The sequence below is a fragment of the Pseudomonas sp. MPR-R2A5 genome (assembly GCF_058793055.1).
Genome location: NZ_JBXAFK010000087.1, coordinates 1 through 14431 on the forward strand (window position 1 = coordinate 1; position 14431 = coordinate 14431).

The 14431-nt window shown below is 63.6% G+C and carries 14 protein-coding genes and 2 pseudogenes; 12 read left to right on the forward strand and 4 right to left on the reverse strand.

All coding sequences use genetic code 11. The annotated features are described in order from the left end of the window. Positions 1-317: 317 nt before the first annotated feature. The 3 genes from AC1Q6I_RS33865 to AC1Q6I_RS33875 all read left to right on the forward strand — a co-directional run bounded on the left by AC1Q6I_RS33865 (position 318) and on the right by AC1Q6I_RS33875 (position 4280). Positions 318-758, forward strand: coding sequence for a c-type cytochrome (locus AC1Q6I_RS33865; RefSeq protein ID WP_024075002.1), 441 nt, complete (start codon positions 318-320; stop codon positions 756-758). Between the two features lie 3 nt (positions 759-761). Continuing rightward, positions 762-2183: a cbb3-type cytochrome c oxidase subunit I gene (locus AC1Q6I_RS33870; protein WP_024075003.1), complete on the forward strand. Its 1422-nt coding sequence runs from the start codon at positions 762-764 to the stop codon at positions 2181-2183. Positions 2184-2438: 255 nt separating this feature from the next. Next, entirely contained in the window at positions 2439-4280 is a 1842-nt protein-coding gene (locus AC1Q6I_RS33875; protein WP_102625633.1) for a nitric oxide reductase activation protein NorD, read from the forward strand. Here AC1Q6I_RS33875 and AC1Q6I_RS33880 read toward each other — a convergent pair. The 3 genes from AC1Q6I_RS33880 to AC1Q6I_RS33890 are packed head-to-tail and all read right to left on the reverse strand — an operon-like array spanning position 4274 to position 5378. Beyond that, positions 4274-4465, reverse strand: a complete 192-nt coding sequence (locus AC1Q6I_RS33880) for a hypothetical protein (RefSeq protein WP_024075005.1) — start codon at positions 4463-4465, stop codon at positions 4274-4276. The two genes, AC1Q6I_RS33875 and AC1Q6I_RS33880, sit on opposite strands and share 7 nt — an antisense overlap. Continuing rightward, positions 4462-5145 carry a Crp/Fnr family transcriptional regulator gene (locus tag AC1Q6I_RS33885; RefSeq protein WP_041160915.1) on the reverse strand — a complete coding sequence of 228 codons (684 nt, stop codon included), beginning with the start codon at positions 5143-5145 and terminating at the stop codon, positions 4462-4464. Before AC1Q6I_RS33885 ends, AC1Q6I_RS33880 begins: the two co-directional genes overlap by 4 nt. Positions 5146-5174: 29 nt before the next feature. Next, on the reverse strand, positions 5175-5378 hold the full coding sequence (locus AC1Q6I_RS33890; protein WP_024075007.1) for a hypothetical protein: 204 nt from the start codon (positions 5376-5378) through the stop codon (positions 5175-5177). 120 nt (positions 5379-5498) lie between these two features. Here AC1Q6I_RS33890 and AC1Q6I_RS33895 point away from each other — a divergent pair, with 120 nt between their 5' ends. Together AC1Q6I_RS33895 and AC1Q6I_RS33900 are read left to right on the forward strand one after the other, a co-directional pair. Further along, on the forward strand, positions 5499-6689 hold the full coding sequence (locus AC1Q6I_RS33895) for an NnrS family protein (RefSeq protein WP_024075008.1): 1191 nt from the start codon (positions 5499-5501) through the stop codon (positions 6687-6689). 9 nt (positions 6690-6698) lie between these two features. Further along, positions 6699-7130 (forward strand): membrane protein, encoded by a 432-nt coding sequence (locus AC1Q6I_RS33900; protein WP_024075009.1) that lies wholly within the window; start codon positions 6699-6701, stop codon positions 7128-7130. On the opposite strand, the pseudogene AC1Q6I_RS33905 reads toward AC1Q6I_RS33900, so the two are convergent. Then, positions 7131-7601: pseudogene (locus AC1Q6I_RS33905) on the reverse strand (hemerythrin domain-containing protein); the annotation flags it as partial. A 156-nt stretch (positions 7602-7757) separates the two neighbouring features. Here AC1Q6I_RS33905 and AC1Q6I_RS33910 point away from each other — a divergent pair. From AC1Q6I_RS33910 to ubiT, 7 genes and pseudogenes are all read left to right on the forward strand, one after another. Next, positions 7758-8738, forward strand: a pseudogene (locus AC1Q6I_RS33910) (sigma 54-interacting transcriptional regulator); the annotation flags it as partial. 668 nt (positions 8739-9406) lie between these two features. Continuing rightward, positions 9407-10054, forward strand: a complete 648-nt coding sequence (gene pdxH / locus AC1Q6I_RS33915) for a pyridoxamine 5'-phosphate oxidase (protein ID WP_024075013.1) — start codon at positions 9407-9409, stop codon at positions 10052-10054. Between the two features lie 85 nt (positions 10055-10139). Further along, the gene (gene moaB / locus AC1Q6I_RS33920) at positions 10140-10694 is read left to right on the forward strand and encodes a molybdenum cofactor biosynthesis protein B (RefSeq protein WP_102625637.1); all 555 of its coding nucleotides are present in this window, start codon (positions 10140-10142) and stop codon (positions 10692-10694) included. Further along, the gene (locus AC1Q6I_RS33925) at positions 10691-11923 is read left to right on the forward strand and encodes a molybdopterin molybdotransferase MoeA (RefSeq protein ID WP_102625638.1); all 1233 of its coding nucleotides are present in this window, start codon (positions 10691-10693) and stop codon (positions 11921-11923) included. The genes moaB and AC1Q6I_RS33925 overlap by 4 nt, the downstream gene beginning before the upstream one ends. A gap of 9 nt (positions 11924-11932) precedes the next feature. Beyond that, positions 11933-12928, forward strand: a complete 996-nt coding sequence (ubiU, locus tag AC1Q6I_RS33930) for a ubiquinone anaerobic biosynthesis protein UbiU (RefSeq protein ID WP_069076596.1) — start codon at positions 11933-11935, stop codon at positions 12926-12928. A gap of 10 nt (positions 12929-12938) precedes the next feature. Further along, positions 12939-13829, forward strand: coding sequence for a U32 family peptidase (locus tag AC1Q6I_RS33935; protein WP_102625639.1), 891 nt, complete (start codon positions 12939-12941; stop codon positions 13827-13829). After that, a complete protein-coding gene (ubiT, locus tag AC1Q6I_RS33940) occupies positions 13823-14290 on the forward strand; it encodes a ubiquinone anaerobic biosynthesis accessory factor UbiT (protein WP_024075018.1) in 468 nt (155 codons plus the stop codon). The genes AC1Q6I_RS33935 and ubiT overlap by 7 nt, the downstream gene beginning before the upstream one ends. The last annotated feature ends 141 nt before the right edge of the window (positions 14291-14431 follow it).

Genomic DNA, 14431 nt, shown 5'->3' on the forward strand with positions numbered 1-14431 from the left:
ACCCTGCCAGTTAAAAACTGTTACCTATGTGCGTGAACTGATTTGTAACCCATGTGGGTGAGTCATACCCAAGAGCCTTTTTGGTTACTTTTGGGGCTCTTTTCCAAAAGTGACCCGCCGTAAGGGCGGAACCGCCAGTGGCCGTTACCGCAGAAACGGATATGTACACGGCCCCCCCCCCCCAGCCACGACCACAGCAACAACTATCCCCCAAACCCTATACCCGACCAAAACCATCAACATTTCTTGATCGCCATCAAGCGGTTTTCCCCCCACGCCTCCCTATCATCCCCTGGCCAAGCAATGAGGAAGCGACCATGTCAGAGACCTTCACCAAGGGCATGGCCAGGAATATCTACTTCGGAGGAAGCGTGTTCTTCTTCCTGATTTTCCTGGCCCTGACCTACCACACCGAACAAACCTTTCCCTCCCGCAGCAATCAGGACCTGCTCACCGATTCCGTCGTACGTGGCAAGAGCGTCTGGGAGCGCAACAACTGCGTCGGCTGCCACACCCTGTTGGGCGAGGGCGCTTATTTCGCGCCGGAGCTGGGCAATGTGTTCAAGCGCCGGGGCGGGGAGGAGGGGTTCAAGCCGTTCCTGCATGCCTGGATGAAGATGCAACCCCTGGGTGTACCGGGGCGGCGGGCCATGCCGCAATTCAATCTCAGTGACCAGGAGGTGGACGATATGGCCGAGTTCCTCAAATGGAGCTCGAAGATCAATACCAATAACTGGCCACCGAACAAGGAGGGCTGAGCCATGCGCAGTGCCAATCCATACCTGAAATTCCAATCCCAGGCCGTGGCCAAACCGTACTTTGTGTTCGCCCTGATCCTGTTTCTCGGCCAGGTGCTGTTCGGTTTGATCATGGGCCTGCAATACGTGGTCGGTGACTTTCTGTTCCCGTTGATCCCCTTCAACGTGGCGCGGATGGTCCACACCAACCTGCTGATCGTCTGGCTGCTGTTCGGCTTTATGGGCGCGGCGTATTACCTGGTGCCCGAGGAGGCTGACCGTGAGCTGCACAGCCCGAAACTGGCGATCGTACTGTTCTGGGTGTTTGCCGCCGCCGGGGTGTTGACTATCCTCGGCTACCTGCTGGTGCCATACGCGGCGTTGGCCAAGCTCACCCATAACGAGCTGTTGCCGACCATGGGCCGTGAGTTCCTGGAGCAACCGACCATTACCAAGATGGGCATCGTCGTGGTGTGCCTGGGCTTCCTGTACAACATCGGCATGACCCTGCTCAAGGGGCGCAAGACCACCGTCAGCATGGTGATGATGACCGGGCTGATCGGCCTGGCGGTGTTCTTCCTGTTCTCGTTCTACAACCCCGGCAACCTGGCGCGGGACAAGTTCTACTGGTGGTGGGTGGTGCATCTTTGGGTCGAAGGCGTGTGGGAGCTGATCATGGGCTCGATGCTGGCTTTCGTGCTGATCAAGGTCACCGGCGTCGACCGCGAAGTGGTGGAGAAATGGCTGTACGTGATCATCGCCATGGCCCTGATCACCGGGATTATCGGTACCGGTCACCACTTCTTCTGGATCGGTGCGCCCGAGGTGTGGCTGTGGGTCGGTTCGATCTTCTCGGCCCTGGAGCCGCTGCCGTTCCTGGCGATGGTGATGTTCGCCTTCACCATGGTCAAGCAGCGTCGGCGCCAGCATCCCAACCGCGCGGCCACGTTGTGGGCCAAGGGCACCACGGTCACGGCGTTCTTCGGCGCGGGCGTATGGGGTTTCCTGCACACCCTGGCACCGGTCAACTTCTACACCCACGGCACTCAACTCACCGCGGCCCACGGGCACCTGGCGTTCTTCGGGGCCTACGCGATGATCGTGATGACGCTGATCAGCTACGCCATGCCACGCCTGCGGGGTATCGGTGAAGCGCCGGACGCACGTTCGCAGACGCTTGAGATCTGGGGGTTCTGGCTGATGGTGTTGTCCATGGTGATGATCACGCTGTTCCTCACCGCCGCCGGGGCCGTGCAGGTCTGGTTGCAACGCTGGCAGGTGGACGGAGTGGCCTTGCCGTTCATGGCCACGGTGGAGCACTTGCAGGGGCTGTTCTGGGCGCGGTTGGTCAGTGGGGTGGGCTTCCTGATCGGGTTGCTTTGCTACCTGTTCAGTTTCCGGCAACGCGCCCGCATGGCGGGCGCACCGGTGCCGATCGTCTACTGAAGGTAACGCGGTCCAGATGTGGGAGGGGGGGCATCGCCCTAACGCCAGCCAGTCAAGGCTTTTTGTAGGAGCGAGCTTGCTCGCGAAAAACTCACAGGCGCCGCGTTGATTCAGGAAACACGCGTTATTGTTGAGGTTCTTCGCGAGCAAGCTCGCTCCTACAAAAAGCCTGACTGACTGGCATTGAGGCAATGCCCCCTCCCACATCTGGATCGCGGTGTGCCCGTCCCATCCCCACTAGTTGGAGCCAACCCCATGGCCTTTACCCTTGAGCTGGAAGAGTGGGTCGGCAGTGCCTGGCACCGCTTTATCACCCGCCGCGCCAGTGCCGATTTCCCGGCGGCACGGGTCGAGCTGGTCGACCGCCAGCGGAGCCTGGCGATGCTGTTTCGCGCCCTGGGCGGGGCCAGCGGGATCGCCCTGGAAGCCGCCAGCGAGCGTGACTTGCTGCTGCGCCGCAACCTGCTGATGCGCATCGCCGGTACCTGCAAGCAGGCGCCACTGGCCTCCTGCGATGGCAACCGCCTGCGCCTGCCGTCGAGCCTGGCGGTGTATCCCACGGTTGCGCTGAACCTGGAGTTGTACCGCTGGCTGGCCTTGCTGGCCGCGCATGCAGGGCCGATGACCCACTGGGCCCGTGACAACCAACGCTGGACCTGGTTGGTGCTGCAACGCTACCCGGCGATGCTGGCCAGCTATCAGCGCCTGGTGGAGGCCCATCTGGTATTGCGCCCCGACCCCGCCAGCCTCACGCCCGGCGAGGCCGCCCTGGAAAAAGCCCTGCGCAAGGCCCTGCGCGAACCCGGCAGCGTGCGCCAGTTACCGCGCAGTGAGCGCGCCGCCTGGCCGCTGCCCTTATGGCTGTACCCGCCGTTGCACCTGGACACGCCCCAGACCGTGGGCCTGGATGACGAGGGCGACGACCTGGCCACGCCGGCCGGCGAGCAACAGGGCGCACCCAAACGCGCCAGCCGCGTGGATGACCACAGCCGCGACGGCGGGCTGCTGGTGGTGCGCCTGGAAAACCTGTTCAGTTGGAGCGAACACGTCGACCTCGATCGCTGGGCCGACGAGAGCGAGGACCCCGACGCCGCCCGTGTCGCCGAAGACTTGGACCAACTGAGCCTGTCGCGCCAGCGCGTGCGCAAAAGTGGCGGTCTCAAGCTGCACCTCGACCTGCCGCCGGCCGACGTGGATGACATCCCCCTCGGCGAAGGCATCAAGTTGCCCGAGTGGGACTACCGTCAGCAACGCTTGCAGGAGGGCTTCGTCAACCTGCAACTGATGCAGCCGCGTGCCGATGCGCCGCAACCCTTGCCCGCGCGGCTGCGTGGCCCGGCCCAGCGCTTGCGTCGCCAGTTCCAGCAGCTGCGTACCGACCGCCAATGGCTGCGCCAGCAACCCCAGGGCGCGGAACTCGACCTGCAGGCTTGGGTGGACTTCCATGTGCAGCGCCAGCATGGCGACTGCGTCGAGCGGGGCTTGTACCAGGATCAGCGGCACACCCGACGCGACCTGGCGTGCCTGTTGCTGGCGGACCTGTCGATGTCCACCGATGCGCATTTGAACGACGAGCAAAAGGTCATCGACGTCATCCGCGACAGCCTGTTGCTGTTTGGCGAGAGCCTGGCCGGGCTGGGGGATGCGTTTGCGCTGTATGGTTTCTCGTCCCTGCGCCGCCAGCATGTGCGCCTGCACCCGCTCAAGACGTTCGCGCAAGCCTATGATGATCGTACCCGTGGCTGCATCCAGGCGCTCAAGCCGGGTTATTACACGCGCATGGGCGCCGCGATTCGCCAGGCCACCCAACTGTTGGGCGCTTGCAAGCAGCGGCGCAAGTTATTGTTGCTGCTCACCGATGGCAAACCCAATGACCTGGACCTGTATGAGGGGCGCTATGGCGTCGAAGACACGCGCCAGGCCGTGGTAGAGGCGCGGCGCCAGGGCCTGGTGCCGTTCTGCATCACGATCGACAAACAGGCCGGGGATTACTTGCCCTACATGTTCGGCGCCCATGGCTACACCCTGATCCGCCAGCCGCAACAACTGCCGTTGCGCCTGCCGCAGCTGTATCGGCAGTTGACTGAAGGTCAGTAGAAGGTGCGCGGCAACCAGAAGAACATTGCGATGCAAAACAGCGCCAGGCCCAGGCAGAACCACTGGAAACGCCGCAACCGGCGTGCTTGTACATGAGTGTTGGAAGCGGGCAGTGCCATGCCGCAGCGCCCACACTCCTGGCGTGCGTCGGCATGGCGCTGCTGGCAGTACAGGCAGGTTTTCACTCGAACTGCTCCAGGCGCAGGCGATCGAGGATGGCGATCTGGCGACCGTCCTGGGTGATGATCTTTTCGTCGATCAGGCGGCGGATAATCCGCGAAAACGTCTCCGGCTGGATCGACAAATGCCCGGCGATCAATTGCTTGGCCATGGGCAATTCGAAGCGGCTGTCAGTGCTGTGCAAGTGCATCAGCTGGGTCAGCAGGTAACGCACCACGCGGTGGGTGGCGTTTTTCAGCGAGAGGGTTTCGATCTCGTTGACGCGCTGGTGCAGGCGCACGCACAACTTGCCGAGCAGGGCGAAGGTCAGGCGGCTGTTGCTTTGCAACAAGCGCATGTAGGTGGCGTTGGACAAGCGATACAACTGGGTGGGGCACACGGCTTCGGCGCAGGCCACATAGTTGGGGGTGTCCATCAGCATCATGGCTTCGGCGAAGGTCTGGCGCTCGCCGATGACTTCGAAGACCTTCTCCTGGCCGTCCGGGGTCAGGCGGTAGATCTTCACCGCGCCGGCAATCACAAAGTAAAACGCATCGGCCGGTTCGCCCTGGCGGAACAGCGGCTCACCCTTATCGACACTGAGCAACTGGCTGCTGCCCATCAACACGTCGAGTTCTTCCTCGTTCAACGGCTCGAACAGGTGGTGGCTGCGCAGGATCTGGTGATGCACGCGATGTAGCACCATACCCGGCTCTTTGAGCGTCAGCGGGGCGTTCACACCAGCACCAGCGAAAGGCTGCTGGCCGCCGCCAGCATGGAACCGAGGATCACAAACCAGGCGAGGGGGACATAGGCGTTTTTCATCATGGCTCCAAAGCACGCTAAAGGTGTTGTAGGAGCGAGCTTGCTCGCGAAAAACCCACAGACACCGCGTTTAATCAGGATGCCCGTGTCATCGTTAACGTTCTTCGCGAGCAAGCTCGCTCCTACAGTGAGCGCAAGCGTAAGCGTTGAGCTGCCGTTGCGACTTGATCTACGACAAGGGCAACGCACGCCCATCGGCGCAACATTGCCGCAGTCCTGAAGGGAGACCGTGTTATGCAAGTGCTCGATCGGCGCAAGGCTATGTCGATTACCCCGTTGTTCCGCTTGGCGTTCCGGCCATTTTTCCTCGGTGCCTGCGTGTTGGCGGTGCTGGCGATCCCTGTGTGGCTGCTGGCCCTCGGCGGCCAGTTCGGCAGTTGGCAACCGGCCGGTGGCTGGCTGGCCTGGCACCGGCATGAACTGTTGTTTGGCTTCGGCCTGGCGATCATCGCCGGGTTCCTGCTGACGGCAGTGCAGACCTGGACCGGTCGCCCGGGCATCAGTGGCAATGCCTTGGCGCTGCTCGCCGGGTTATGGCTGGCGGCCCGCCTGGGCTGGTTGTTCAACCTGCATTGGCCGCTGCTGGCGGTGCTGGAGCTGACGTTCCCCCTGGCAGTGGCGGCGGTGATGGGCTGGACCCTGTGGCAGGTCCGCCAGAAACGCAATTATCCGATTGTGCTGGTGCTGGCGCTGCTGACCGTGGCCGATGCGCTGTCGCTGTATGGCTTGTTGCGCAATGACCTGGGCCTGCAACGCCAGGCGGTGTTGACCGGGCTGTGGCTGGTGGCGGCGATGATGGGCCTGATCGGCGGGCGGGTGATTCCGTTCTTCACCCAGCGCGGCCTGGGCCGGGTCGAGGCGGTCAAGCCCTGGCCGTGGCTGGACCGCGTGTTGCTGGGCGGCTCGATGCTGGTCGCGGTGCTCTATGGGGCAGGGCCGGCGCTATCGGCCAACCTGTGGATCGGCCTGCTGTTCGCCGGCCTCGGGCTTGGGCACCTGCTGCGCCTGGTGCGCTGGCATGACCGGGGCCTGTGGCGCGTGCCGCTGCTCTGGTCGTTGCACCTGGCGTATGCTTGGCTCGCCGTGGCCTGCCTGGGCATGGCGCTGTGGCATTTCGGTGCGCCATTCAACCCCAGCCTGGCGGTGCATGCATTGACCATTGGCGCCATGGCCGGCTTGATCCTGGCCATGATCGCCCGCGTCAGCCTCGGCCACACCGGCCGCGCCTTGCAGCCGCCGGCCGGGATGACCCTGGCGTTTGTGCTGCTCAACCTGGCCTGCGTGAGCCGAGTGGCGCTGGTGCTGCTCTGGCCCCTGGCTGCGCTGTGGCTGGCCGGCCTGTGCTGGAGCGTCGGGCTCGGCCTGTATCTGTGGCGTTACGGGCCGATGCTGTGGCAAGCACGGGTCGATGGGCATCCAGGCTAGGAGAACGTCGTGCTCTATTCCACCTTGTTGATCGTGCATCTGTTGGCGGCGATTGCCTTTATCGGCACGCTGTTTTTCGAAGTCGTGATCTGGCACAGCGCCCGTGAGGAACTGGCCTGGTCGGCCCAGTTCACCTCCGATCATGCTATCGCGCGGCGCTCACGCCAGGTGCTGCATGGCGTGGTGGTGCTGCTGTACGGCGCCGGCATCGGCCTGGCCTGGCACTACCGAGGGGTGTTGAGCGTGCCCTGGGGCAGCCACTTTGCCGCACTGCTGAGCCTGAAAATCGTGCTGGCCCTGAGCATCATCGGCCATTACCTGTGGCTGGCGTACCTGCTGAGCCATCAGCGCCTGAGCCCCAGGCGTGCGACGTGGATTCGTCGCAGCATCCTGGTGCATATGGTGGTGATCGTGATCCTGGCCAAGCTGATGCTGCGCTGATCAGGCCACGGGGCTCAGTGCCCGGGCAAACAATACATCGTTCTCCAGGTGGATATGCTCGCGCAGGTCGTCATGAAAGGTCGTCAACTGGCTGTACAAACTGCGCCAGGTCCCACAGGCGCTCGGCGGTGCGGTGATGCGATCGGTGAGGCTCAACAGCTGTTCCAGCGCCTCGCCGTGCTGGTCATGCTCATGCCGCATCACCTGGATCGGCATGGCCGCCTGCGCGCCCATGCCCATCTGCAGCATCGGGAACAGCACCTGTTCCTCCTTGAGCATGTGGTTCTCCAGTTCCTGCTGGATATCGCGCAGCAGGTCCGCGAGGCCGTTGGGGCATTGCAGATGGTGGCCATGGACCTGTTCGACACGACTGGCCAGGCGAATCAGCTCCGGCAGTTGTTCGCGATGCCGGGCGTGGTAGCGGGCCAGTAGATGGTCGATCAATTGATCCTGGGGTTGGGTGTTCCAGTCGCTCAGGCTCATCGGGTTTCCTCATTGGGATAGCGGTATGTGCCGGTGGTTGCAGGCGCCGTGCCAACTGAAAAACCATTGATAAATAAGGCTTTATTGTGAGGTGAGGTGATCATGACCACCCTATGCCAGGGTAATGCGAACCCCATCAGGGTCGATGCGACCCTGCCGCCCGACGCCATCCTTGGGCACAGTCAGGTGCTGCGGCAATTGCTCGATGAGTTGGCGGTACTGGCGCAGACCGAGTTGCCGGTGCTGTTGCTCGGTGAGACGGGCGTCGGCAAGGAGCTGTTTGCCCAGCGCCTGCATCACCAATCGCGGCGCTGCCACCGGCCGCTGGTGCAGGTCAACTGCGCGGCGCTGCCGGAGGCGTTGGCCGAGAGTGAGTTGTTCGGTCACGTCAAGGGCGCGTTCTCCGGCGCCAGCCACGACCGCGCCGGGCGTTTCGATGTCGCCAATGGCGGCACGCTGTTTCTCGACGAGGTGGGCGAGTTGCCCTTGAACATTCAGGCCAAGTTGCTGCGTACCCTGCAAAACGGCGAGATCCAGCGCCTGGGGGCCGACCGGCCTTTGCATGTGGATGTGCGGATCATCGCCGCCACCAACCGCCATCTGCCGGACCGCGTGCGCGACGGCCTGTTTCGCGCCGATCTGTATCACCGGCTTTCGGTGTATCCGGTGGCGATCCCACCGCTGCGCGAACGTGGCGATGACATTCTGTTGCTGGCCGAGCACTTCGTTGAGCTCAACCGTGCGCGCCTGGGGCTGCGCGGTTTGTGCCTGCCCCCGGCGGCGCGCCAGGCCCTGCTGGGCTATGCCTGGCCGGGCAATGTGCGTGAGTTGGAGCATGTGATCAGCCGTGCGGCGTTAAAGCTGTTGTGTCGGGGCGGCAGCCGTCCGTTCATGAGCCTGGAGCCGCAGTGGCTGGGGCTGGGCGATGCCATGCCGGTGCTTGAACCGGTGGTGTTGGGCGGTGAGGTGTTCCAGCCGTTGGCGGTGGCGGTGGATGAGTGTCAGCGTCATAAGATTCGTCAGGCTCTGGAGCATTGCGGTGGTAATTGGGCGAGTGCGGCGCGTTTGTTGGGGGTGGATTCGAGTAATTTGCATAAGTTGGCGCGGCGGTTGGGGCTCAAGTAGTTTGGGGGTATGGGGGAGGGGCGGTGCCTGAGATCAAGAACCAGAGCCAGAGCAGACTGATATCTACCTCATGTATGGAGATCAAATGTGGGAGGGGCGGTGCGACGATTCGACTTGCCCCCGATGGCGGCCTCTGGGCCGACCAGGATGTTGGGTTGGAATGGGTACATATCCATTGCTGCGGTAACGGCCACTTAGGGTTCCGCTCTTACAGCGGGTCACTTTTGGAAAAGAGCCCCAAAAGTAACCAAAAGGGCTCTTGCCCCACCACTCGGCACCTCGCCTAGGCTCGGTGTGCCCGAACCCAGGCTTGAATCCGTGGGCCGCCGTCATGGGCCATCCCTGGCCCAGGACGGCTAACCCGGCGTCCTGCCGGGTTACCCACGGATTCAAGCCTGCGTTCGGCCAGCGTGGTTTAACGGGGCGTCTAAGATCAAGATCAAAAGCCAGAGCAAAGCCAGAGCAAAGCCAGAGCAAAAGCAAAGCCAGAGCAAAACCAAAGCAAAGGAAAGGCAGAGCCAGAGCAACCGCAACAATACGATCAGCTGTAGAACCCCATGCCCAAGTAACCGCATGCGGCGTCATGCCACGGGTGAATGTTGATCGTGGTCAAGGGATAAATGCGCGGTAGTTCTCACACTGTGGCGAACTTTCTGGAGGACTGCGCCATGCCTTTGTCTCTTGCGCAATTGCGCCGCAACTACACCCTTTATGGCTTGCGTGATGACTTGGCGCAGGACGATCCCTTGGTGCTGTTTGGCCAGTGGTTGGATCAGGCGCGTAAAACCGAAGTGCCTCCGGTCGAGGCCAATAGTATGGCGTTGGCCACCGTGGACAGTCAGGGCCATGCCCATTGCCGCATTCTGTTGCTCAAGGGTTTCAGCGCTGAGGGTTTTTTCTTTTTCGGCCATTACCAGAGTGCCAAGGGGGAGGAGTTGGCGAGTAATCCCCATGCGGCCATGACGTTTTTCTGGCCGGGGCTGGAGCGGCAGGTGCGTATCGAAGGCCCGGTGGTGCGGGCGGATGCGCAGCTGTCGGACGATTATTTTGACGCGCGTCCGGCCGCTAGTCAGTTGGGGGCCTGGGCTTCGCCGCAAAGCCAGCCCCTTAGCCATCGCAGCGAGCTGGAAAGCCGCTTGCGTGACGTCACCGAGCGTTTCGCTGGGCAGCAACCGCCGCGCCCCGAGCATTGGGGTGGCTACCGCCTGCAACCGCAGCGCATCGAGTTCTGGCAAGGCCGCCCCGACCGCCTGCACGACCGCCTCGATTACCGCCTGCACGCCGGGACATGGCAGCGCACGCGCCTGGCCCCCTGAACGAGATACCTCCTTGGAGGAATAGGCCCTGCGCCCATTGCGGCGCAGGCTGACAGCCACTTTCTTTACGCCTGGAGCCTTGATCATGGCCCATTTGAAACAACGTCATTTCATCCCCCTGAACATCGCCGTGCTGACCATCAGCGACACCCGCACCCTCGACACCGACACCTCCGGGCAGACCCTGGTGGACCGCCTGCAAGGTGCCGGGCATGTGCTGGTCGACCGTGGCCTGGTGATCGACGATATCTACCAGATTCGTGCGCAGGTCTCCCTGTGGATCGCCGACCCTGATGTGCAAGTGGTGCTGATGACCGGCGGCACCGGCTTCACCGCCCGTGACAACACGCCCCAGGCGGTGCTGCCGCTGCTGGACAAACACGTGGAGGGCTTCGGCGAGTTGTTCCGCCAGGTGTCCCTGGTCGAAATCGGCACCTCCACCTTGCAATCCCGTGCGTTGGCCGGCATCAGCAACGGCGTGCTGGTGTGCTGCATGCCGGGTTCGCCGGGCGCGTGCCGTACCGCCTGGGATCAGATACTCGCGGGCCAGTTGGACAGCCGTACCGGCCCGTGCAACTTCGTGCCGCACCTCAAGCCCCAGCCCGAGCAGATCCTGAAAGCCTGCGAGTCGCGTTCGTGAGCGTCTCGGTGTGCGACAGCGGCCACCTGATGCCGGTGGACGAGGCCATCGCCACGCTGCTGGCCCAGGCACCGCCGCCGCCGGGCACTCAGGTAATCGACCTGGAGCACGCGCTGGGGCGGGTGGTCGCCGAGGAACTGTTCTCGCCCCTGGACCTGCCGGGGTTCGACAACAGCGCCATGGATGGCTACGCCCTGCGCGCCGAGGACGTACCGGCAGAGGGGGGCTACCTGATGCTCGCCGGGCGCATTGCCGCTGGCCAGCACAGCACGGCGAAGGTGCTGGCCGGGCAGGCGGTGCGCATCTTTACCGGTGCGCCGGTACCGGCCGGTGCCGACACGGTGGTGCCCCAGGAACGCTGCCGCCTTTACGGCCAGCGTATTTGGTGCCCACCGGTGCGCCTGGGTGAGCATGTGCGCAAGCAGGGCGAAGAGTTGCGACGCGGCCAGACCCTGGTCGCCGTGGGCAAGCGCCTGCGTGCCCAGGACATCGGCTTGCTCGCATCGGCCGGCATCCCGCGCCTGAAAGTCTATCGCCCGCTGCGGGTGTGCCTGCTCAGCAGCGGCAATGAACTGCGCGAGCCGGGTGAGGCACTGGTGCCTGGGCAGATCTACAACAGCAACCGATATGCCCTGGCCGCGCTGCTGCGCGGCTGGGGCGTGGACGTGCTCGACTACGGCGTGATGGCCGACGAACTGGCCGCCAGCCGCGATGCACTGGCCCTGGCGTCCTCCGAATGCGACGTGCTGTTGACGTCTGCCGGTGTATCGGTGGGGGAGGAGGACCACCTCAAGCAGGCCATCGAAGAACTCGGCCGCGTGGACTTCTGGCGCCTGGCGATCCAGCCCGGCAAGCCCCTGGCGTTTGGCGAGGTGGCGGGCAAGCCATGGCTGGGTTTGCCCGGCAACCCGTCGGCGGCGTTGATCACCGCGTTGGTGGTGGTGCGTCCGTTCCTGTTGCGCGCCCAAGGTGTGGCGCGGGTGCTGCCGGTACCGATCCAGGTGCCGGCCGATTTTGAATGGCTCCAGCCCAACAAGCGCCGCCAATACCTGCGCGCGCGCCTGAGCCCCGGCGAGGATGGGCAATTGCGCGCGGTGCTGCACCCCCAGCAAAGCTCGGCGATGCTCACCGCCGCCTGTTGGGCCGATGGCCTGGTGATCATCGAGCGCGAGCATCAGGTGCCCAGGGATGCACCGGTGCCATTTCTGTCTTTCGCTGAATTTTTGTGAGGAACCCCCATGCAACTGGTCTGCCCCGCAGGCAACCTGCCTGCGCTCAAAGCCGCGGTGCGCCAAGGCGCCGATGCGGTGTATGTCGGTTTTCGCGATGACACCAATGCCCGGCACTTCGCCGGGCTGAACATGGACGACAAACAATTCGACGGTGCCGTCGCCTTTATTCGCCAGCACCAGCGCAAGCTGTACGTGGCGGTCAATACGTACCCACAACCGAAGATCTGGGCGCGTTGGCAGCGCGCTGTCGACCGCGCGGCAGACCACGGCGTGGATGCGCTGATCGCCGCCGACCCCGGGGTACTCGACTACGCCAGCCGGCACCATCCGCAGATGGCCTTGCACCTGTCGGTACAGGGCTCGGCCACCCATGCGGCGGCGCTGAAATTCTATGCCGAACGCTACGGCATTCGTCGCGCGGTGTTGCCCCGCGTGCTGTCCCTGGCCCAGGTCAAGCAAGTGGCCGCGAGCAGCCCGGTGCCGATCGAAGTGTTCGGTTTCGGCAGCCTGTGCATCATGGCCGAGGGGCGTTGCCACCTGTCTTCCTACATCACCGGCGAGTCGCCCAACCTCTGCGGCGTGTGTTCGCCGGCCAAGGCCGTGCGCTGGAGCGAGGACGCCGACGGCTTGAGCGCGCGCCTGAGCGAAGTGCTGATCGACCGCTACACCCGGGACGAACCCGCCGGCTACCCGACCCTGTGCAAGGGCCGCTTCCTGGTGGGCGGCAAGCGCTTCCATGCCCTCGAAGAACCCACCAGCCTCGACACCCTCGACCTGGTACCGGAGCTCACCGCCATCGGCGTCGAAGCGGTCAAGATCGAAGGCCGGCAACGCAGCCCGGCCTATGTGGAACAAGTCACCCGGGTCTGGCGCGCCGCGCTGGACGCCCACCGCAATGCGCCTGCCAGTTTTGTGGTCAAGGACCAGTGGCGCCAGGTGCTGGCCGGGTTATCCGAAGGCAGCCAGACCACGCTCGGCGCCTACCATCGTGCGTGGCAGTGAGGAGACACAGATGAAACTCAGCCTGGGACCGGTGCTGTTTTATTGGGATAAGGAACACCTGGGGCGCTTCTATTCAGACATGGCCGGCTTGCCCCTGGACGTGATTTACCTGGGCGAAACCGTGTGCGCCAAACGCCGCGCGTTCACCCTGGATCATTGGTTGGGCCTGGGCCGGGAACTGCAAACGTACAGCTCGGCGCAGATCGTGTTATCGAGCCTGACCTTGATCGAAGCCGCCTCCGAACTGTCGAGCCTGCGCCGCCTGTGCGACAACGGCGAACTGTTGGTGGAAGCCAACGACATGGGGGCGGTGCAGATGTTGATCGAGCGCAAATTGCCCTTTGTCGGCGGTCCGGCGCTCAACCTCTACAACGGCCACGCCCTGGTGCAACTGCTCGATGCAGGCATGCAACGCTGGGTGCCGCCGGTGGAATGCTCCCAGGGCTTGATCGCCGATGTGCTGGAGCAGGTACGCGAATTGGGCCGGCCGTTGCCCGAAGTGGAAATCTTCGCCTACGGCCACTTGCCCCTGGCGTATTCGGCGCGCTGCTTCACCGCCCGTGCCGAAAACCGGCCCAAGGATGACTGCCAGTTCTGCTGCATCAACTACCCCGACGGCATGCCACTGACCAGCCAGGAAGGGCAGGCGCTGTTCACCTTGAACGGTATCCAGACCATGTCGGCCGACGTGACCAACCTGCTGGCCGATTACCCCGGCCTGGTGTCCAGTGGTGCCGATCTGTTGCGCCTGAGCCCGCGAGCCGAGGGCATGGTCGAGGTGGTGCGAGCCTTCGACCAGGTGCGCCAGGGGGCTACGCCGCCGCTGTATGTCGATGGTTGCAACGGCTACTGGCACGGCCAGGCGGGCATGTTGCGGGTTGAGGAGGTGGGGCTGTGCTGAGTCGTAAACAATGGCTGCTCAAAGGCGCCGACCAATTGTTTCCATTGATCCGTCGCGTACCGTTTGGCGTGCAGCGCCTGGTCTTGCAGCAAGCCCTTAACCGCTGCCTGGCCGAGCCTTTGCGCGACGGTGGGTTTGACCTGCTGCGCGGACGCTGGATGTGTCTGCGTATACCTGACCTGGGGTTGTGCTGGTACCTGACCTTGGGGCGCGACGGGTTGCGTATTGCGCAAAAGGCCGAGGCGCAGGTGAGCATCAGCGGTAACTGGCGCGAGTTCTTGTTGCTCGCCAGCCGGCAGGAAGATCCGGATACGTTGTTTTTTCGGCGCCGGTTGGTGATTGAGGGGGATACGGAGTTGGGGTTGGGGTTGAAGAATTTGATCGACAGCCTGGATCCGGATGTGTTGCCGCCTTGGTTGTGGCGGAATCTTGAGCGGGCGGGGCGGGGGGTTGTGGTTTGAGGGGGGGGGGGTGGGGACATATCCGTTGCTGCGGTAACGGCTACTTGCGGTTCCGCTCTTACAGCGGGTCACTTTTGGCAAACGCCCGGGATGCCGGCCCAGCCAAAAGTAACCAAAAGGTCTGTGCCCCACCACTCGGCA

Bases quoted from the DNA above. Each gene is read 5' to 3' on its own strand.
- pdxH (WP_024075013.1), top strand. From the start codon at position 9,407: ATGCCTTTGTCTCTTGCGCAATTGCGCCGCAACTACACCCTTTATGGC.
- AC1Q6I_RS33885 (WP_041160915.1), bottom strand. From the start codon at position 5,145: ATGGTGCTACATCGCGTGCATCACCAGATCCTGCGCAGCCACCACCTG.
- AC1Q6I_RS33935 (WP_102625639.1), top strand. From the start codon at position 12,939: ATGAAACTCAGCCTGGGACCGGTGCTGTTTTATTGGGATAAGGAACAC.
- AC1Q6I_RS33865 (WP_024075002.1), top strand. From the start codon at position 318: ATGTCAGAGACCTTCACCAAGGGCATGGCCAGGAATATCTACTTCGGA.
- AC1Q6I_RS33870 (WP_024075003.1), top strand. From the start codon at position 762: ATGCGCAGTGCCAATCCATACCTGAAATTCCAATCCCAGGCCGTGGCC.
- AC1Q6I_RS33875 (WP_102625633.1), top strand. From the start codon at position 2,439: ATGGCCTTTACCCTTGAGCTGGAAGAGTGGGTCGGCAGTGCCTGGCAC.
- moaB (WP_102625637.1), top strand. From the start codon at position 10,140: ATGGCCCATTTGAAACAACGTCATTTCATCCCCCTGAACATCGCCGTG.
- ubiU (WP_069076596.1), top strand. From the start codon at position 11,933: ATGCAACTGGTCTGCCCCGCAGGCAACCTGCCTGCGCTCAAAGCCGCG.
- AC1Q6I_RS33895 (WP_024075008.1), top strand. From the start codon at position 5,499: ATGCAAGTGCTCGATCGGCGCAAGGCTATGTCGATTACCCCGTTGTTC.